Consider the following 20,004-nt stretch of genomic DNA (forward strand, 5'->3'; position numbering starts at 1 on the left):
ACATGCTCACAAGAGCGGCCTCCATGCCGCTCTTTTTTAACTAAACGGGTACTCGTAAGCAATTTCTCCATCAAAGACAGCATAATCAAGGTAAAGAAGCGGAATTAAAAAGCGCTGGTTGGTTGAAGGACTGCTTAAAATAAGGTGGTCACGCCCGGCTGCTTCAATGCGGCCGCGGAACACTTTAGCATTCCATTCTTTATTGTTTTCAAACGTTGTATACACGGTCACCATTTTGCCGCGGTTTAAACGGAAAATATTTTCAATGTAGGATTCTTCAACTTGCGGCAGGCCGGCTCCTCCGCCAGGTCCGCCAGGCCCCATGCCCTGGCCCATACCCGGTCCCATGCCTTGACCCATACCAGGCCCCATGCCCTGGCCCATACCCTGGCCCATACCCTGGCCCATACCCTGGCCCATACCCTGGCCCATACCCTGGCCCATACCTACTGGAGGCAGTGTCTGCGGCCCGGTTTGGTTCATACTTCCTTGATTCATGCTTCCCTGATTCATCGGTCCCTGGGCCGGTACATACTGAAATGGATTCATGAAAAAAAACGCCTCCTTATTTAGTAAACAGATGGACAAACAGAACGAAGCGGACTAAAAAAGCAGTGGGATTTATATCGGCCGGTATTCGGCTGGTTAAACCACTGGGCAGGGCATCCGCCGGCTGGCTCAAAAAACCAAAGGGCATTGGAAGCCGGATGATAGCGGCCGCCTCTTAATACTTTTCGTGTCAGGTCGATGTCCTGCTGGCGGTCACCTTGATAAAAATAGCCTTTCTGTGTTGCTTCAAAGCCGCCGGGTGAGTGAAAAACCATTTGGCGGATTGTGCGGATATCTTTGAAATCAAGACAGTCAGACCGTGTCCGGTTTACGCCGACATTGCTAACTATCACCATGCCAAGCGTGCCGGAAATTTTACATCCTCTTCCGTATGAGCAACAACAGCCACATCAACACCTCCCGATTTACTTTATGCAAAGCGCATAAAGTCGGTGCTGGGCTTACGCCTGAATCCATAAACTCTAACCATTATGGGCCATACAATAAAAGGGGAGTGACGGCAAAAAATGCACATAAAAAAACGATGCCTGAAAGACACCGTCTGAAAAGGTTATTGGATATGCATCATTTGTGTAAACTTTTCGTCTGTCAGCAAATGGCCGACAAAGAAAGAACCGAATTCGCCGTAGCGGGCACTTACTTCATCAAAGCGCATCTCATAGATGAGCTTTTTAAACTGAAGTACATCATCCGCATAAAGCGTGACACCCCATTCGTAATCGTCAAATCCAACGGAACCAGTAATAATCTGTTTCACAAGGCCGGCATACTGGCGGCCAATCATACCGTGGCTGCGCATTAAATTGCCGCGGTCTTTCATTGGCAGCATGTACCAGTTATCTTCACCCTGGCGGCGTTTATCCATTGGATAGAAGCATACATACTCTGTTTTAGGAAGCTCCGGATACAAACGAGCGCGAATTTGCGGGTTTTGGTACGGATCTTCCTCAGAAGACAGGTAGTTGCTTAGTTCGACAACGGATACATAGGAATACGCCGGGATGGTAAACTCGGCAATTTTCAGCTTGTTGAATTCTGTTTCAATTACATTCAGCTCTGCCATTGTCGGGCGCAGAATCATCAGCATAAAATCAGCTTTTTGGCCAATAATGCTGTAGAAGGAGTGGCTGCCAGCTTTCATTTCCTGTGTTTCTTCCAGTTTATATAAGAATTTGCGGAATTCGGCCAGAGCACCTTCTCGTTCACTGCTTGACAGCATTTTCCACGCTGCCCAGTCAATCGAGCGGAAATCGTGCAGGCAATACCAGCCGTCCAGCGTTTTTGCTGCTTCACTCATGTTCTTCATCTCCTATGTAGTATAGTCCTACTTACTATATCATAAAAAGCTTGAACGACTCCCGCCAGAAGGCTACAGTAAAAGAAGAACATTTTGTGAAGGAGAATCGTTATGGATCAATCAGAAGCGCTTCTGCGCCGTCCGCTTTGGCGGTTTATCGACCAATCCGCTTACGGGCCAGGATTTAACCCTATTCATTCATTTGCTACTGATGACGCCCTTGCAACAGCGATCGGCGCCGGGCAAAGCCCTGCAACGGCCCGTGCCTGGGTGCATCATGACACCATTGTGCTTGGCATTCAAGATACAAAGCTGCCTTATTTAAAAGAAGGGGTGGAGGTGCTTGAGAACGAGGGCTACCGGGTCATTGTCCGCAATTCAGGCGGGCTTGCGGTGCTTTTAGACGAAGGTGTACTGAACTTATCGCTTTTGGTGCCGGACACGGAAAAGGGCATCGATATTGACCGCGGCTATGAAGCGATGTATACACTCGTTCGCCATATGTTTCCGGAGGCCGATATCGATGCCTATGAAATTGTTGGATCCTACTGTCCAGGAAGCTATGATCTTAGCATTGGCGGCAAGAAATTCGCTGGCATTTCGCAGCGCCGCTTGAAAAAAGGTGTAGCCGTTCAAATCTACTTGTGTGTAAATGGAAGCGGCTCAGAGCGTGCCGCAGCTGTCCGTTCTTTTTACGAAGCAGCCAAGCGGCAGGCTCAGACAAAATGGGTGTACCCTGATATTCAGCCCGAGGTGATGGCTTCACTTGAAGAGCTGATCAGAAAACCGCTCACCATCCAAGATGTCATCATACGATTTTTAAAGTCGCTGCAAGAACTTGGCGGTCCGCTTGAAAGCGGCTCTATGACGTCATTTGAAGCAGATGTCTTTGACGGTTATTTGCAGCGTGTGATCGAACGAAACGACAGGGCTCTTGCTTAATATTACTCTGCCACTTTTTCCAGGTTTCCGTTTTGTTCCATCTTAAAGGTAACCGCAGCGCCTTCTTCGTCATCTAATGCGACAAACTTGCGGGCGCGGTTCATGATTTTCATTAGTGTTTCATAGTCTTCCTGCATAATTTCAGATGACTGTTCTATTTTATTCAAGCGGCACTGCAGCTGCTCATTCTCGACACGCAGCCGCTCGTTTTCTGCTTTAACTGCATCGATAGAATCAAGACTTTGCAAATAGCCGATCACATCAGCCATTGTGATCGCCAGCGAACCTTCTGCCGGCGGCGTATACAGCGTCTTTTTCTCGATGGTACGGCTGCGCTGCTTGCGCTGCTTTTTAGCGAGGCTGAGTGCTTTTTCGTACTGGGTGCGCACAACAGCGTTCCAGCGGAATCCGCAGGCAGCTGATGTGCGGTTTAATAAGTCGCCGACTTCTTCAAATGCGTTTAATTGCGTGCTTCCTTCGCGTACGTGACGAAGAACGGTTTCGGCGAGCAGCAGATCGTTTTCTTCTGACCAGGCATCTTGACGAACTTTCATCTTATCATCTCTCCTTATGAAAATAGTCTCTATGAACAGGATTGCCAGATAGGATTTCTTTTATACGCGGCAAGCTTGCAAACATGCTTTTTTCCATGTAAAATATCGGGATGAATAAACGGAAAGGAAGAGTTAATATGGCGAATGAATTTCGCGTATGCGATGATTGCCAGGCAGTGAATCTGAAAACACTGATTCCGAAGCTCGAAAAATTGGATCCGGATGCATCCATTGATGTAAAATGCCAATCCTATTGCGGCCCTGGCCGAAAAAAAACGTTTGCTTTTGTCAATAATCGTCCAGTTGCGGCATTGACAGAAGATGAATTGATGGAGAAAATACAGAAAAAATTAAAGTCATAATGTGAATCACCTTTTCTTTCGAAAAAAGGTGATTTTTTTCTATGTGCTAGCAGTATATGCATTTGTCAATGCGAATTTTCCCATAATGATTGATTTTTCCGTTATAATGAACAAAAAAGAGACGGGGGGCGCGCATGTGAGCTACGCGAAGCAGAAGTTGAAAGAAGAGAAAGTGTTTAAAGACCCGGTTCACCGCTATGTTCATGTGCGGGATGTAGTAATTTGGGATTTGATCGGCACAAAAGAATTTCAGCGGCTGCGCCGAATTCGCCAGCTCGGTACGACGTACTTTACTTTTCATGGGGCGGAGCACAGCCGGTTTAATCATTCTCTCGGTGTCTATGAAATTGTCCGCCGGATCGTTGATGACATTTTTCGAGGCAGATCAGAATGGAACCCGGAAGAACGGCTGGTCAGCCTTTGCGCAGCGCTGCTGCATGATGTTGGGCATGGGCCTTTTTCTCATTCATTTGAAAAAGTGTTTGGCCTCGATCACGAAGAATATACAAAAAAGATTGTGCTCGGTGACACGGATATTAACCGGGTGCTGCGGCGGGTGAGCGACGATTTCCCGGAAAAGGTAGCAGCGGTTATTAACAAAACATATCCGAATAAGCTGGTAGTCAGCTTGATTTCAAGCCAGATTGACGCAGACCGTATGGATTATCTGCAGCGTGACGCCTATTACACGGGTGTAAGCTACGGACATTTTGATATGGAGCGCATTCTGCGGGTAATTCGTCCGCGCGAAGAGCAGGCTGTGTTTAAATTAAGCGGCATGCATGCGGTAGAGGATTATATTATGAGCCGCTATCAAATGTACTGGCAGATTTACTTCCATCCTGTTACGCGCAGTGCCGAAGTGCTGCTTTCTAAAACCCTGCAACGGGCAAAGCAGCTGTATAAACAGGGATATTCGTTCCGACAGAAGCCGGTTCACTTTATTTCCCTGTTTGACGGGGAATGCTCGCTTGAAGAATATGTGAATTTGGATGAGTCCGTCATTATGTTTTATTTTCACGTCTGGCAGGATGAAGATGATGCCATTTTGCAGGATTTATGCAGCCGGTTTATGAACCGGAATTTATTTAAATATGTAGAATTTGACCCGGAAGCCGAGCAGGAAAAATATGCGGAGCTGGAAGAGCTGTTCCGAAAAGCAGGCATCGATCCGGAATATTACCTCGTCCATGATTCCTCCTCCGACCTGCCGTATGACTTTTACCGGCCGGGCATTGAAACGGAACGGCAGCCGATTTATCTATTGATGAAAGACGGGGAAACGCTGCAGGAATTATCCGGGCGCTCTGACATCGTCGAAGCGATCTCCGGCAAGCGGCGCACAGATCACAAGCTTTATTTCCCGATTGATCTGCTCCGGGATGAATCTTCAAACCGAACAGCTAAACGGAAGATCAAAAGTATATTAGAACTATATCGAAAGTAAAGGGGACAACGGATTGGAACAATTTTTGGCATTTGAATTGGAACAGCTGCCGTTTGTGATCGTCTCGCTGCTGGTGGCTTTTACGGTGCATGAATTTGCTCATGCGTACACGGCGTACAAATTTGGGGATGATACGGCCAAAAATCAAGGGCGCCTTACGTTGAACCCGGTGCATCATTTGGACCCGATCGGTACTATTTTTATCCTTATTGCTGGATTTGGCTGGGCGCGGCCGGTGCCGGTGAACCGCCGCCATTTTAAAAACCCGAAGCTGGCCGGCGTGCTTGTATCGCTTGCCGGACCGCTCAGCAATTTTTTAATTGCGTTTATTGCCATGGGCATTCTATACGGAGTCGGGGCAAACGCGAATGAGTTTGTTTTTCAGCTGCTATATATGATGGTGTATTTGAATGTGCTTCTGTTTGTGTTTAACCTGCTTCCGTTCCCGCCGCTGGATGGCTACCGGATTTTAGAAGATTTGGCTCCGGCCAATCTGCGGGTTAAAATGACACAGTATGAACAATATGGTGTACTGCTGTTTTTAATTTTAGTGATTACACCGCTGGGAGATTATACAGTAAGTCCATTTTTAAGCCAGCTGACTTCAGCTGTTTTAGCAGGCTTTAATGCTATTTTTAGCGTATTCTTGTAAGGAGGGCTAATAAACAATGGAACAAAAAAAGAAAGTCGGCTTTAATATCATTAAAAATGATCCGACCGACGGGCATAAAGGATTTGGAAAAGGTGCACTCAGCTTAGAGGAGGTTTCACCGGTCATTATTGACGTAGAGGAGGGATCGGCTCATATCGATATCGGTGCGATGCATGCCCGGAGTGCTGTGGAAAAAGGCATTAAATTTTTAAAAACAAAAGAAGAAGTGCCGGATGCCAAACCCTATTGGCTCGTTTGGGTAACCGTAGACCGAAAAGAAGAAGGGCCTTATTATGCAGGAGTAACCGCATGTGAAATGACAGTTAACCGCGACATCCGGCGCGGGTACAAGTCGCTGCCAGAGCATGTTAACCGGATGGACAAATCGCTCAAGCGCCATATTATTGTAGATGTAATGGATGATCGTTCCAAAACCATCCTGCGAGATTTCCTCATCAATCATAATGAGCAAATGTGGAATCTTTCTTCAGATGAGCTGAAAAACGGTTTAACCGTGTCAGAAGCTTAAACAGCCTATAAAAAGCGCAGAAAACCCGGGAGGATTCCCGGGTTTTTCAGACTGTAGACAAATTATATTGCTGACCGTGCACATAAATGGGATGGGTCAGCGGCGTCCGGGCAGCTCCGCTTTCCATGGGGCAGGCGCTGAGCCCATAGGAGTCTGCGCCGCCCTCCCGCCGCCAAGTGGCTTGCGACAAGATTGTATAGAGTTAATAAGGTTGTATCTTTCTGTTTAAAAAGAGAAAATGTCTAGTCAGTTCTTGCTTGTGGATCTTCTACACCACTTATCGGCTCTTTTTTAAAAGCGAAAGACTTTATCTACACACTGAAAAACCCGGGAGGATTCCCAGGTTTTTTTATATTATCTGAACCATTCAGGCAGCTCGGGATACAGCATATCTTCTGTATGCTCCGCATCCTTTGGACATTTCGTCTCCGGCTCGGTGCCAGGTTCAAACAAAAGCTTGTGCCCTCCGCTGCAGGCTGTGCCTGTTTTAACATCTACTTCAACTTCAACCAGCTCGCGCGGCCAGGTAAATGCCTCTGGATTCTGTCCTTTATGAGCTTCTTCCATAAACTTTGCCCAGATCACTTTTGCCCGTGACCGGTCTTCAGTTTTCGTGATTTCCGCTCCATTGTCATAGCCGGTCCACACGACGGATACAAGTGAAGGCGTAAAGCCTGCCATCCAGTAATCGTAAGGGGTAGACCCGGATTTGCCGGCGTAAGGCCGTGTCAGAGAAGAAGCGATCACCGTTCCCGTTGGTGAGGCATAATCACTCATCGTTTTATCGAACATCCCCGTCATCAGCCGTGTCAGTACGGCCATTTTGTTTCTATCAAGCCGCTGTTCCTGCTGCTTATCATACTGGTACAGCACTTCCCCATCCATACTTTCCACTTTTGTAATAAAGACAGGCTTCGCAAATGTGCCTCCCGATGCAATGGTTGCGTAGGCATTCGCTGTTTCAAGAACGGTCATCCCAGAGGTACCGAGTGCAAGAGAGGGAACGGCTTGAAGCTTGGAGGTAACACCAAACTCTTCCATCGTCTGCACGAGTGTTTCCGGTTCGAGCAGCATATTGGTTTTGACTGCATAAATATTGTCGGAAACGGCGAGTGCTTCAGCCATTGTCACAGCACGCTCCGCATACTGGCTGTTGAAATTTTTCGGTGAATAATTTCCTTCAAACGTCGTTGGCTCACTTTTTCTTTTTGTAAGAGGGGTCATCCCCTGCCCAAGCGCTTCATAATACAAAAAAGGCTTCATTAAGGATCCTGGCTGCCTGAACGCCTGCACAGCCCGGTTAAAAGGGCTTTCCCGATAGTTGCGCCCGCCGGATAGGGCGGTTACATAATGGGTATCCGGATCAATGGAAACAAGGGCGGATTGAATGGAAGCGCCGCTCGCAATGCCGTCTGCCATCGCTTGATCGGCTGCTTTTTGATGCCGTGGCTGAAGGGTTGTATACACTTTCAAGCCGCTTTGCTCCCGAAAACCAAGTGACTCAAGCTCACCCCGTACGGCATCTATAAAGTAAGGCGCACTGTTTTCGTCATCGGCAAAAGCGCCGGTGATCCGCGGGGCGTCCGCTACTGCTTTTTCATATTCATGTTTAGACAAATGCATTTCGGATAAAATAAGCCGGCGGCGCTGCTCAGATTTTTCTCGTGAGATGAGTGGAGAATAAACCGAAGGCCCCTTTGGAATACCGGCTAGAAGCGCTGCTTCGGAAACACTCAGGGCAGCGGCCGGCTTGCCGTAATAAAATTGGGAGGCCGCTTCTATTCCGTAAGCGCCATGGCCAAAATATACGGTATTTAAGTATCCTTCTAAAATCTCATCTTTTGAGTAAAACGCTTCAAGACGAAGCGCCTGCCAGGCTTCTTTTGCTTTACGTGTCCACGTTTTATCGTGGGTTAAAAAAATATTGCGCGCATACTGCTGCGTGATCGTACTTGCCCCTTGGACTTTTGCCCCTGCTTTTATATCAGCCAAAGCGGCACCGGCAATGCGCTTTGGGTCCAGGCCAAAGTGATTGTAAAATTGCTTGTCTTCAATGGAGATCACCGCATCAATCACATAAGGGGAGATGTCTTCAAGCTTTACCCAGTACCGCTTTTCTCCTCCATGTGCTTCAGCGGCTTTTGTTCCGTCAGCCGCATAAAAAAGGGTCGAACGCGGCACTGTTATATCTGGGGGACCGGCCGCATACAACGCGTAAAAAAAGACAATAACGGCCCCGATGAGTGAAACAAGTATCGCCATGAGCCACTTTTTCATGCTGCATCACCTCGTTTTTCTTTAGATGAAAAAGCTCTATTTTAAATTTTGTCCAGTTCCAGGTATCTTGCTTATTTAGTAGTATGAAAAAAATGGCGAATTTTTAAACGTCTTCATATAAATTCACTATGCTTTTTCGTCAAATTGTTCTATACTTTTTTCTTGAGGCCTGCGGGATGCAGGTCATAAAGGCGTCCTAGCAGGATGCTATGGGTTTAGCCTTTGTTCTCCAAGAGAATAAAGTAATATCCTTATCATTAAGAAGGAGGCAATATCATGAGTGAACTATGGTATACCGAAAAGCAGACAGGCAGCTACGGCATCACGATGAAAGTGAAACGTACTTTGCATACAGAACAAACGGATTTTCAATATTTAGAAATGGTGGAAACAGAAGAGTGGGGTAACATGCTGTTTTTGGACGGCATGGTTATGACGAGCCAGCGTGATGAGTTTGTTTATCACGAAATGGTGGCACACGTACCATTATTTACGCATCCAAACCCGAAAAATGTATTGGTTGTTGGCGGCGGAGACGGCGGTGTAATCCGTGAAGTGCTAAAGCACCCATCTGTTGAAAAAGCAACGCTTGCTGAAATCGACGGCAAAGTCATCGAGTATTCGAAGGTATATCTGCCTGACATCGCAGGCGACCTGGATGATCCGCGCGTTGAAGTAAAAGTAGGCGACGGCTTTATGCATATCGCAGAGTCTGAAAATGAGTATGACGTCATTATGGTCGATTCAACAGAACCAGTCGGCCCGGCTGTTAACTTGTTCACAAAAGGCTTTTATGCCGGCATTTCTAAAGCATTGAAAGAAGACGGTATTTTCGTGGCGCAGTGTGACAATCCTTGGTTTAAAGCAGAGCTTATCCGTCAGGTTCAGGCAGATGTAAAAGAAATTTTCCCAATTACACGTCTGTACACAGCCAATATCCCAACATATCCGAGCGGCCTTTGGTGCTTTACAATTGGTTCGAAAAAACATGATCCGCTTCAAGTGGAAGAGGGCCGTTTCCACGATATCGAAACAAAATACTATACGAAAGAGCTGCACAAAGCGGCATTTGCGCTGCCAAAATTCGTGCAGGATTTAACATAAGATGAGATTTGACGAAGCATATTCAGGAAATGTATTTATTGGAACGCAAACATCATTTGAAGACAGTGATGTCGTGCTGTATGGCATGCCGATGGACTGGACGGTAAGCTACCGTCCAGGTTCGCGCTTCGGCCCGGCCCGCATTCGCGAAGTATCGATCGGGCTTGAAGAATACAGCGCCTATTTAGATCGTGAGCTGCACGAAGTCGCATATTTTGATGCAGGGGACATTCCATTGCCATTTGGCAACGCACAAAGAAGCCTTGACATCATTGAAGAATATATTGATGGACTGCTTGAAGCCGGCAAAAAGCCGCTTGGTATGGGCGGCGAGCACTTGGTATCATGGCCGGTTATGAAAGCAGCGGCGAAAAAGTATAAAGATTTGGCGATCATTCATTTTGACGCGCATACCGATCTGCGCGAAGAGTACGAAGGTGAGCCTTTGTCACACTCTACGCCAATTCGCAAAATTGCCGAGCATATCGGTCCTAAAAATGTATACTCATTTGGCATTCGTTCCGGCATGAAGGAAGAATTCCAGTGGGCAAAAGAAAACGGTATGCACATTTCTAAATTTGAAGTGCTGGAGCCGCTGAAAGAAATTCTGCCGACGCTTGCGGGGCGCCCGGTTTATGTAACGATTGACATCGACGTACTTGATCCGGCTCATGCACCAGGTACAGGAACTGTAGACGCTGGCGGTATTACATCGAAAGAGCTTTTAGCATCCATTCATGCCATTGCCGGTTCAGATGTAAATGTCATCGGTGCGGACCTTGTTGAGGTAGCGCCGATCTACGATAACTCTGAACAAACAGCGAATACAGCATCGAAGCTGATTCGGGAAATGCTGCTCGGTTTCTTTTAAACATGTGTCCGGCTTCTTGCCGGACACTTTTTTGTTTGGGGTCAGGCGGCTTGTTTACGACGTGTGGCAGATACGGTGAATGGGCTGCCAAAAACAGACGTTTAGCCAGCACGCTTTCTGTGTTAAAATAAACACACATTACAACAAGGAAGTGATTCGGCGTGGCAGATGAGCAGATGCCCGTGAAAATCCGGGTGAAGACGGATGTAGCGCACGAAGGGGAAAAGGAAACATTTGAGCTGTCGCTGTTTGGCCGGCTCTTTAAAAAAGATGGGTCCACATTTTTAAAATATGATGAAGTGCAGGATGAGGGGGTCGTGCACACCATCGTAAAGCTCGCAGATGCAGGGGCGCTTATTTTGCGGAGCGGTGCTTTGAAAATGCGGATGATTTTCGAAGAAGGGCAGCGGCTGAACGGCTCATATGAAAGCCAGTTCGGCACGCTTCTTTTGACAACCGACACCAAAACCTTTACCCACAACATGAACGATGCGGGCACGGGACAAGCCGAGTTAGTATATAGCCTGCTTATGCAGGGCGATGCAGTCGGCACGTATACGATGAATATCCACTATGAACTGGAGGAACAATTGTGAACATTGCAGAACAAATGCAGGCACAGCTCAAAGAAGAAATTAAACAAGCTGTCCTGAAAGCAGGACTTGCCGCAGAGAGCGAAATTCCTGCTGTCCTACTTGAAACACCAAAAGATAAATCACACGGTGATTATTCAACAAACATGGCGATGCAGCTGGCGCGGATTGCTAAAAAAGCACCACGCCAAATTGCGGAAGCGATTCAGGAAAACATGGACTTGTCAAAGAGCTCTGTTGAAAAAATTGATATTGCCGGACCTGGATTTATTAACTTTTACATGAACAACAGCTATTTGACGGATCTCGTTCCAGCCGTGCTGAAAGCCGGAGACGAATACGGAAGATCCAACGCCGGCAAAGGCGAAAAAATTCAAGTGGAATTTGTTTCTGCTAATCCAACGGGTGATTTGCACCTGGGCCACGCACGCGGCGCTTCCGTTGGTGACTCGCTGTGCAACGTATTGGATGCAGCTGGCTATGACGTCACGCGTGAATATTATATTAACGATGCCGGCAACCAGATCCATAACCTGGCCCTGTCTGTTGAAGCCCGTTACTTCCAGGCGCTTGGTCTTGAAAAAGAAATGCCGGAAGACGGCTACCATGGCAAGGATATTATCAATATCGGGAAAGAGCTGGCGGAAGAATTTGGCGATCAATTTACCAATATGCCGGAAGATGAACGTTACAAGGCTTTCCGTGCTCACGGTTTAAAGCTGGAGCTGGCGAAGCTTCAAAAAGACTTGGCGGACTTCCGTGTGAAATTTGATGTGTGGTTCTCCGAAACCTCTTTATACGAAAACGGCAAAATTGATGAAGCGCTCAAAGCACTTGACCAAAATGGCCATACATTCGAAGAAGACGGTGCGCTTTGGTTCCGTTCTACAGCATTTGGCGATGATAAAGACCGCGTTCTTCGCAAACAGGACGGTTCATACACATATTTAACGCCTGATATTGCGTACCACCGTGATAAATTTGAGCGTGGATTCGACAAAGTCATCAATATCTGGGGTGCCGACCACCATGGCTACATTCCACGTATGAAAGCAGCTGTTGAAGCACTTGGCATGAAACCGGAGCAGCTTGAAGTAGAAGTGATCCAAATGGTGCAGCTGTATAAAGACGGCGAAAAAATGAAAATGAGCAAACGTACAGGCAAAGCTGTTACGATGCGTGAGCTTGTAGAAGAAGTTGGCCTGGATGCTGTCCGTTACTTCTTTGCAATGCGCAGCGGCGATACACATATGGACTTTGACCTTGATCTTGCCGTATCACAGTCTAATGAAAACCCGGTTTATTACTCACAGTATGCATACACGCGTATTTCCAGCATTCTGCGCCAGGCAGCTGACCAAGGCTTAACGGCATCGGCAGAAGCCAATGTATCGCTGTTAACATCCGAAAAAGAAGTAGACCTGCTGAAGAAATTGGGTGACTTCCCGCAGGTAGTAGCCGAAGCAGCAGACAAACGCATTCCACACCGCATTACAAACTATGTGCATGATCTTGCGGCAGGATTCCACAGCTTCTACGGAGCACATAAAGTGGTAGACAAGGAAAACGAAGAAGCGTCCAAAGCACGCCTTGCTCTTGTGCAGGCTGTACAAATTACATTGAAAAATGCATTGAAACTGATCGGTGTATCCGCACCGGAAAAGATGTAATAAATGAAAGAGTCTGTTCTTAAAATAAGAACAGGCTCTTCTTTTTTTATTTATTGACTGAATGTTCATTCATACATTAGGATAAAGAAAAGGAATGGAAGGGGACGTGAATGAAGATGAACGGATGGCTATGGCTGAATGCGGCTGCGGCGATATTTGTAATCGCTTACTCCGTTTTTTTGTTCATTTATTTATTGAAAACACGTTACACATTCATTCGGCTCGGTAAGAAAGAAGAATGGCATTCCAAAAGAAACGAACGTTTAAAAAACATGATGGTTCATGTGTTTGGCCAGAAAAAACTGCTGAAAGATAAAAAAAGCGGGGCTATTCACGTGATGTTTTTTTATGGCTTTTTGCTTGTACAGCTCGGAGCACTCGATTTTATTATAAAAGGGGTGGTGCCGGGTGCACATTTGCCGCTTGGTCCGCTTTACGGCCCATTTACGTTTTTTCAGGAAATGGTTACGCTCGTCATTCTCGCTGCCGTCGTCTGGGCATTTTACCGCCGCTACATTGAAAAGCTCGTTCGCTTAAAGCGCGGCTGGAAAAGCGGTCTTGTGCTCGTCTTTATCGGTTCCCTTATGCTGTCTGTTTTAATAGGGAACGGCATGTGGCTTCTCTGGCAGGAAAAGGCCGTCGGTTTCGGCTGGTCGGAGCCAATTGCCTCGCTCATTGCTATCCCTTTTGCCGGGCTTGCGCAGCCGGCCATCGTTGGCCTGTTTTATGTGATGTGGTGGGTGCATCTTCTGGTGCTGCTCGCTTTTCTTGTGTATGTGCCGCAGTCGAAGCACGCCCATTTGATTGCCGGTCCTGTTAATACGTATATTCACCGGCTCGAACAGGCGGGGACGCTTCGAAAAATCGATTTTGAAGATGAGGCGCAGGAGAGTTTCGGCGCAGGAAGAATAGAAGACTTTACCCGCGCACAGCTGCTTGATTTGTATGCCTGTGTAGAATGCGGCCGCTGTACTTCTATGTGTCCTGCAACCGGAACGGGTAAAATGCTGTCACCAATGGACTTGATTGTGAAGCTGCGCGACCATCTGACCTTTACTGGAGCAGCGGTTACCTCAAAGCAGCCATGGGTCCCGGCATTTGCTTTTTCCAATACAAAGGGCAATCAAATTGCTGAAGGAGCTTTTGTATACAGCCCGCAGCTGATTGGAGACGTCATCACGGAAGAAGAGCTATGGGCCTGTACAACCTGCCGGAATTGTGAAGATCAGTGCCCGGTTATGAATGAACACGTTGATAAAATTATTGATATGCGACGCTACCTGGTACTGACAGAAGGAAAGATGAACCCGGATGCACAACGGGCCATACAAAATATCGAGCGGCAGGGCAACCCGTGGGGACTGAATCGGAAGGACAAAGAAAAGTGGCGGGAGCTGCGCAGTGATGTTTACATTCCGACAATGAAAGAAGCACAAAAAGCGGGAGAGGAGCCGGAATATTTATTTTGGGTCGGCTCTATGGGTGCATTCGACAGCCGAAGCCAGAAGATCGCCCTATCGTTTGCAAGACTGCTCAATGAAGCAGGCATTTCCTTTGCCATTTTAGGCAGCAAGGAAAAAAACTCGGGCGATACGCCTCGGCGCCTCGGCAATGAATTTTTATTCCAGGAACTCGCTGCTGCGAATATAGCTGAATTTGAGAAGCATGGTATACGAAAAATTGTAACGATCGATCCGCACGCGTATAACGCCTTTAAAAGAGAATATCCGGATTTTGGATTTCAGGCGGAAGTGTACCATCATACCGAGCTGTTAGATACGCTTGTACGGGAAGGGAAGTTGAAGCCGGTGCATCCGGTAAACGAAACAGTCACTTTCCATGATTCCTGTTATCTTGGCCGGTATAATGATGTATATGACCCGCCTCGAAATATTCTGGCTGCGATTCCTGGAGTGCGGCTCGTCGAAATGAAACGCAGCCGGGAGAACAGCATGTGCTGCGGAGCAGGAGGAGGCTTGATGTGGATGGAAGAGCATACAGGCCACCGCATTAATGTGGCACGTACGGAGCAGGCGTTAGAGCAGGCTCCATCTGTGATCAGCTCGGGCTGCCCGTTTTGCTTAACGATGCTCAATGATGGGACGAAAGCAAAAGAAATAGAAGAGACGGTTGCCACTTATGATGTGGCTGAGTTGCTGGAAAGGGCTGTTTTAGGGCAACAAAAAGAAGCGGGCGTTTCTTAATGAAAGGAGGACGGCGCAGGTGAAGATAAGAAAAATCATGGTGATCGGTGCCGGACAAATGGGAGCAGGCATTGCACAGGTATGTGCGCAGGCAGGCTATGAAGTGATTTTATACGATATCAGCCAGGCGAACTTGGAGGAGGGCCGGAAAAGAATCGAAAAAAATCTGGCCCGCCAAGTGGTAAAGGGGCGAATGAGTGAGGAGGAGAAAGGGGATATTTTGTCCAGACTGGAGGGCTCATCTTCTCTTGGCGACGCAGCAGAGGCCGATATGGTGATTGAAGCTGTCGTTGAGAATATGAACGTAAAGCGGGAGATTTTCTCGCAGCTGGATGAACTCGTCCAGGACCATGCTATTTTGGCTTCTAATACGTCTTCTCTGCCGATTACCGAAATCGCAGCGGCGACGGATCGGCCGGAAAACGTGATTGGCATGCATTTTATGAACCCGGTGCCGGTGATGAGACTCGTTGAAATTGTTCGCGGGCTCGCTACATCGGATGAAGTCCACAAGAAGGTAGAGGAAGTAGCTAGAACGATTGGCAAAGTACCTGTGGAAGTCAATGACTTTCCAGGGTTTGTATCCAACCGGATTTTAATGCCAATGATCAATGAAGCGATTTATGCTCTTTATGAAGGAGCTGCCACAAAAGAAGCCATTGATGATGTCATGAAGCTTGGCATGAATCATCCAATGGGGCCGATTGAGCTGGCGGATTTTATCGGGCTGGACACGTGTTTGTCTGTGATGGAGATTTTGCATGAAGGCTTTGGCGATGATAAATACCGGCCATGCCCGCTGCTCCGGAAATATGTAAAAGCTGGCTGGGTCGGTAAAAAAGCAGGGCGCGGGTTTTATATATACGAGTAAAGGAGGCGGGAGGGATGAATCTTGAGCTGACCGACGTTCAGCAAAAAACGCGTGATGCGGCCCGGCACTTTGCAGAAAACGTAGCGGCAGCCTTTGTTCCACAGATGGAAGCCGGCGAGTTTCCGTACGCACTCGTTCAAAAAATGGCAGAGCATGGACTGATGGGACTGACGGTACCGAAAGAATATGGCGGTGCCGGGCTTGATTTTGTTTCCTATATTACGGCTGTTCACGAGCTGTCAAAAGTAAGCGCAGCGGCCGGTGTGATTTTGTCGGTTCATACATCCGTCGGCACAGCCCCTATTCTGGCTTTTGGAACGGAGGAACAAAAGAATGCGTATATACCAAAGCTCGCCTCCGGCAAATGGCTCGGTGCTTTTTGTTTAACCGAGCCATCGTCGGGCTCTGATGCCTCTTCTTTAAAAACGACAGCACGCCGCGATGGAGATGCCTATGTTTTAAATGGCTCCAAGCTGTTTGTCACAAACGGCGGAGCAGCGGATTTATATGTTATTTTTGCCAGGTCGGAAGCCGGTATTACGGCTTTTGTAGCCGAAAAAGGTATACCTGGCTTTCTCATTGGCAAGGATGAGAAAAAAATGGGTCTTCACGGGTCAAAAACGACGGCTCTTACCTTTGAAGACATGCGTCTGCCGCTCCAAAACAGACTTGGAGAAGAAGGAAGAGGCTTTCACATTGCAATGTCTAATTTGGACGGTGGACGGATTGGTATTGCATCGCAGGCGCTCGGCATCGCAGAAGCGGCTTTTGAGTATGCAAAGAAAAACGGTGCAGGTATAGAGCTGGCTGACATGGCTGTATCGGTTGAGGCAGCCAGGCTGCTTGTCTACCGGGCTGCTTGTTTGCGTGCAGCCGGCCAGATATGCGGAAGGGAAGCGTCTATGGCCAAGCTTTTTGCTTCAAAAGCAGCGGTCACTATCACAAGCCAATGCATCAGCCAGCTTGCCGGAAACGGGCCGGCAGAACGGTTTTTCCGCGATGCCAAAGTAACAGAGATTTACGAAGGGACGTCGGAAATTCAGCGAATTGTGATCAGCAAGCATTTGGCAAAGGGGATGGGGAGATGAACTTCACATTGTCAGAAGAGCACAGCATGATCCGGAAAATGGTGCGGGATTTTGCGGAAAAAGAAATTGCACCGTCTGCTGCCAAGCGCGATGAGGAAGAACGCTTTGACCCAGGGATTTTTCACAAAATGGCGGAACTCGGCTTAACAGGAATCCCGTGGCCGGAAGCATACGGAGGAATCGGCAGTGACTATCTTGCTTACTGTGTGACCATTGAAGAGCTCTCACGTGTATGCGCTTCAACGGGTGTTACCCTGTCGGCTCATACCTCACTGGCCAGCTGGCCGATTTATGCGTTTGGAACAGAGGAGCAAAAAAAGAAATATTTAAAGCCGCTGGCACAGGGAGAAAAAATAGGTGCTTATGCGCTGACGGAACCTGGGAGTGGATCGGATGCTGCCAGCATAAAAACAACGGCTCATCGTGACGGCGCTTCCTTTGTTTTAAATGGCTCTAAGATCTTTATTACAAATGGGGGCATTGCTGACTTATATATTGTTTTTGCGAAAGCAGAGGAAGGGATGACTGCTTTTATCGTAGAAAAACAATTTAACGGATTTTCAATCGGGAAAAAAGAAAAGAAAATGGGTATCCGTTCATCTCCTACTACAGAAGTTATCTTTGACAATTGCCGCGTTCCAGTAGAAAATGTATTAGGTGAAATTGGAAGCGGTTTTAAAATAGCGATGAAAACACTTGATGGCGGCCGCAACGGTATTGCAGCCCAGGCGGTCGGGATTGCACAGGGAGCTCTGGATGCGGCACTTTCCTATGCAAGAGAGCGCAGGCAGTTTGGAAAACCTATTATGGCGAACCAGGGGATTTCATTTAAACTCGCCGATATGGCGACTTCTGTTGAGGCGGCGAGACTGCTGACTTATCAAGCAGCCTGGCTGGAGTCAGAAGGCCTTCCATACGGAAAAGCATCGGCTATGTCTAAGCTCATGGCTGGTGATACGGCTATGTATGTAACGACAGAAGCTGTTCAAATTTTCGGAGGCTACGGGTATACAAAAGAATATCCGGTTGAGCGATTTATGCGCGATGCGAAAATTACCCAGATTTATGAAGGGACACAGGAAATTCAGCGTCTTGTTATTTCCAGGTTTTTATCAACGTAAGGCGGTGTGAAGATGGAGCGAACGAAACGGCCGGTGCCTACTTCGGTTAAAGACACACAACTGATTGAAAAACGGCGGGCTGAGATGATCCGCGGTTCTGTGCAATTATTTAAGCAAAAAGGATTTCATCGGACGACAACCCGTGAAATTGCAAAAGCAGCCGGCTTCAGTATTGGAACATTGTATGAATACATTCGGACCAAAGAAGATGTGCTGTATCTTGTTTGCGACAGTATTTATGATCAAGTAAAGAGCCGGATCGAGCAAATGGATCTTGAGCAGGGAACGCTTGAAAACCTTAAGCTGGGCATCAGCCACTTCTTTTATGTGATTGATGAGATGCAGGATGAAGTTCAAGTATTGTATCAAGAAGTAAAATCCCTTTCAAACGATGTCCTTCCATATGTATTAGAAAAAGAAGAAGAAATGACAGGGATGGTGGAAAAGCTTATTCAGCGGTGTGTTGATAATGGCGTGCTTGATATGGATAAAGACCACGTTCGTATGCTGGCCCAAAACATTTTTGTGCTGGGACAAATGTGGGGATTCCGCCGCTGGATGCTTCAGGAGAATTTTACGCTGGAGGAATACATTAACCTGCAGATAGATTTATTGTTTGAGGGTGTAAAAGGATATGAAATAAAAGCCGCCCTCAAATGAGGACGGCTTTTGCTGCCTTTTTTATTTATAGTAAACCGCGCTTGCGTTCTGAACGCAGTCTTTCATCATCGTCTTCGTCAATGTGCGCTTCTTCACGGCGCACAGTGTCACGGACTGTTTCGGTATCTTCTACTTTTCGTTTACCGACAACGATTTCTTCAGTTACAACCGGTTTTTTTGTTACTTCAACACGCTCTTCCGTAACAGGAACCCGGATTGTTTCTGTGTCTTCTTCAAATGCGCGATCACCAAATGCAGACACATCGCTGTCATTTACTGGACGGCGCTCTACATATACTTCTTCACGCTCAACTGGTACGTCAATGACCTGCTCTTCTTCCACTACTTCTTTTTCTACTTGAACCTCACCTGTTTGCACACGCTCTTTGCTTACATTTAAGCGCTCTTCATGAAGGCGAAGCTTTTCTTCCTCGTTCAAGTTGTCTGTTAAAGTACGGTCTGTATCAAACGTAGCGTTGCCGCCTAGGTTTGTATCCGTCAAGCCCGTCGTTGAACGGCCAGTTCTTGTTGAATCAAGCCCATCGTAATCGATTGGATCCAAAGTTTCGCCATCCAAGTCTGCTCTGTTTCCATTTGCAAGGCCTACTGTGCTGCTTGGATCATAATCGCTGCCATAACGGGTTCCGTAATCACGGTCTACATAAAGCAGCATGCCGCCATTTTCAATTTCGCTGTAGTAGCGGTCCGCTTCTGCATCAGAAAGACCCATGTTACGGAAGCCTTCGCGAATTGGATCTACACCCGATAAGAAGGACATAAAGCGATCTCCCCAAGAGCCGCCTGCTGTTTCGATTTCAGCATTTGTGCGTCCCCTTACCATTGATACCGCATCTTTATCTTTTACAGTAATATACATGTCTTCTTCTGCATATCCATTTGCTCTAAGCTCATCAATTTTTGCTAATAAATCTGTTTCATTGTGGTATACGCCAATAAAGTTTTTGTTTTCCATGATAGTGTTACCTCCTGAAAGATTTAATGTTTTGCTGTTCTGTTTTTTGTATACCCGGTGTTTTGCAGGTAAAACAATTTCAAGCAAATTTGGTCACAATGATGCATATTTGTACTAAAAGTTTCTTTTTTGGTGAAAATAAGGATGGGACTGCTTTATTTCTCCAGAAAAAAGGGAATAATTATAATTAAATTTACATTCCCTACATATCCCTATTAT

Annotated in this window: 19 protein-coding genes and 1 pseudogene; 14 read left to right on the forward strand and 6 right to left on the reverse strand. The window is 47.0% G+C overall.

Annotation, left to right across the window (positions count from 1 at the left end; all coding sequences use genetic code 11):
• Positions 1–36 precede the first annotated feature (36 nt).
• From gerQ to hemQ, 3 genes and pseudogenes are all read right to left on the reverse strand, one after another.
• Positions 37–549 carry a spore coat protein GerQ gene (gerQ, locus tag M3221_RS10225; protein ID WP_251271529.1) on the reverse strand — a complete coding sequence of 171 codons (513 nt, stop codon included), beginning with the start codon at positions 547–549 and terminating at the stop codon, positions 37–39.
• A 20-nt stretch (positions 550–569) separates the two neighbouring features.
• A pseudogene (locus tag M3221_RS10230) lies at positions 570–958 on the reverse strand (cell wall hydrolase).
• 162 nt (positions 959–1,120) lie between these two features.
• Positions 1,121–1,867 (reverse strand): hydrogen peroxide-dependent heme synthase, encoded by a 747-nt coding sequence (gene hemQ / locus M3221_RS10235; RefSeq protein WP_242232720.1) that lies wholly within the window; start codon positions 1,865–1,867, stop codon positions 1,121–1,123.
• Between the two features lie 111 nt (positions 1,868–1,978).
• Between hemQ and lipL the strand changes: the two genes are divergently transcribed.
• Positions 1,979–2,809 carry an octanoyl-[GcvH]:protein N-octanoyltransferase gene (gene lipL, locus M3221_RS10240; protein WP_251271532.1) on the forward strand — a complete coding sequence of 277 codons (831 nt, stop codon included), beginning with the start codon at positions 1,979–1,981 and terminating at the stop codon, positions 2,807–2,809.
• Positions 2,810–2,811: 2 nt separating this feature from the next.
• On the opposite strand, the gene M3221_RS10245 is transcribed toward lipL, so the two are convergent.
• On the reverse strand, positions 2,812–3,363 hold the full coding sequence (locus M3221_RS10245) for an RsfA family transcriptional regulator (RefSeq protein ID WP_251271534.1): 552 nt from the start codon (positions 3,361–3,363) through the stop codon (positions 2,812–2,814).
• Positions 3,364–3,500: 137 nt separating this feature from the next.
• On the opposite strand from M3221_RS10245, the gene M3221_RS10250 reads away from it, so the two are divergent.
• The 4 genes from M3221_RS10250 to M3221_RS10265 all read left to right on the forward strand — a co-directional run bounded on the left by M3221_RS10250 (position 3,501) and on the right by M3221_RS10265 (position 6,353).
• Positions 3,501–3,725: a YuzB family protein gene (locus tag M3221_RS10250; protein WP_242232723.1), complete on the forward strand. Its 225-nt coding sequence runs from the start codon at positions 3,501–3,503 to the stop codon at positions 3,723–3,725.
• A gap of 106 nt (positions 3,726–3,831) precedes the next feature.
• The gene (locus M3221_RS10255) at positions 3,832–5,172 is read left to right on the forward strand and encodes an HD domain-containing protein (protein WP_285880076.1); all 1,341 of its coding nucleotides are present in this window, start codon (positions 3,832–3,834) and stop codon (positions 5,170–5,172) included.
• A gap of 13 nt (positions 5,173–5,185) precedes the next feature.
• Positions 5,186–5,824 carry a site-2 protease family protein gene (locus M3221_RS10260; RefSeq protein ID WP_251271538.1) on the forward strand — a complete coding sequence of 213 codons (639 nt, stop codon included), beginning with the start codon at positions 5,186–5,188 and terminating at the stop codon, positions 5,822–5,824.
• A gap of 16 nt (positions 5,825–5,840) precedes the next feature.
• The gene (locus M3221_RS10265; protein ID WP_251271539.1) at positions 5,841–6,353 is read left to right on the forward strand and encodes a YwhD family protein; all 513 of its coding nucleotides are present in this window, start codon (positions 5,841–5,843) and stop codon (positions 6,351–6,353) included.
• 354 nt (positions 6,354–6,707) lie between these two features.
• Here the strand turns inward: M3221_RS10265 and M3221_RS10270 are convergent, their stop codons facing one another.
• Complete coding sequence (locus M3221_RS10270; protein ID WP_251271541.1) at positions 6,708–8,630, reverse strand: transglycosylase domain-containing protein; 1,923 nt, start codon at positions 8,628–8,630, stop codon at positions 6,708–6,710.
• A 276-nt stretch (positions 8,631–8,906) separates the two neighbouring features.
• Between M3221_RS10270 and speE the strand changes: the two genes are divergently transcribed.
• The 9 genes from speE to M3221_RS10315 all read left to right on the forward strand — a co-directional run bounded on the left by speE (position 8,907) and on the right by M3221_RS10315 (position 18,812).
• Positions 8,907–9,734: a polyamine aminopropyltransferase gene (gene speE, locus M3221_RS10275; protein ID WP_251271543.1), complete on the forward strand. Its 828-nt coding sequence runs from the start codon at positions 8,907–8,909 to the stop codon at positions 9,732–9,734.
• A gap of 1 nt (position 9,735) precedes the next feature.
• Positions 9,736–10,605 carry an agmatinase gene (gene speB / locus M3221_RS10280; RefSeq protein WP_242232729.1) on the forward strand — a complete coding sequence of 290 codons (870 nt, stop codon included), beginning with the start codon at positions 9,736–9,738 and terminating at the stop codon, positions 10,603–10,605.
• A 161-nt stretch (positions 10,606–10,766) separates the two neighbouring features.
• Positions 10,767–11,201, forward strand: a complete 435-nt coding sequence (locus tag M3221_RS10285) for a YwiB family protein (protein WP_251271545.1) — start codon at positions 10,767–10,769, stop codon at positions 11,199–11,201.
• Positions 11,198–12,868, forward strand: a complete 1,671-nt coding sequence (argS, locus tag M3221_RS10290) for an arginine--tRNA ligase (RefSeq protein WP_251271547.1) — start codon at positions 11,198–11,200, stop codon at positions 12,866–12,868. The genes M3221_RS10285 and argS overlap by 4 nt, the downstream gene beginning before the upstream one ends.
• A 116-nt stretch (positions 12,869–12,984) precedes the next feature.
• Positions 12,985–15,072: a 4Fe-4S dicluster domain-containing protein gene (locus M3221_RS10295; protein ID WP_251271549.1), complete on the forward strand. Its 2,088-nt coding sequence runs from the start codon at positions 12,985–12,987 to the stop codon at positions 15,070–15,072.
• A 19-nt stretch (positions 15,073–15,091) separates the two neighbouring features.
• On the forward strand, positions 15,092–15,943 hold the full coding sequence (locus M3221_RS10300; RefSeq protein WP_251271551.1) for a 3-hydroxybutyryl-CoA dehydrogenase: 852 nt from the start codon (positions 15,092–15,094) through the stop codon (positions 15,941–15,943).
• Between the two features lie 14 nt (positions 15,944–15,957).
• Positions 15,958–17,031, forward strand: coding sequence for an acyl-CoA dehydrogenase family protein (locus M3221_RS10305; RefSeq protein ID WP_251271554.1), 1,074 nt, complete (start codon positions 15,958–15,960; stop codon positions 17,029–17,031).
• Entirely contained in the window at positions 17,028–18,152 is a 1,125-nt protein-coding gene (locus M3221_RS10310) for an acyl-CoA dehydrogenase (protein ID WP_251271556.1), read from the forward strand. The genes M3221_RS10305 and M3221_RS10310 overlap by 4 nt, the downstream gene beginning before the upstream one ends.
• 12 nt (positions 18,153–18,164) lie before the next feature.
• A complete protein-coding gene (locus M3221_RS10315; RefSeq protein ID WP_251271558.1) occupies positions 18,165–18,812 on the forward strand; it encodes a TetR/AcrR family transcriptional regulator in 648 nt (215 codons plus the stop codon).
• Between the two features lie 25 nt (positions 18,813–18,837).
• On the opposite strand, the gene M3221_RS10320 is transcribed toward M3221_RS10315, so the two are convergent.
• Positions 18,838–19,785, reverse strand: coding sequence for a YsnF/AvaK domain-containing protein (locus M3221_RS10320; RefSeq protein WP_251271560.1), 948 nt, complete (start codon positions 19,783–19,785; stop codon positions 18,838–18,840).
• Positions 19,786–20,004: the final 219 nt, after the last annotated feature.

It is taken from the genome of Domibacillus indicus, assembly GCF_023715895.1.
Lineage (GTDB): Bacteria > Bacillota > Bacilli > Bacillales > Domibacillaceae > Domibacillus > Domibacillus indicus_A.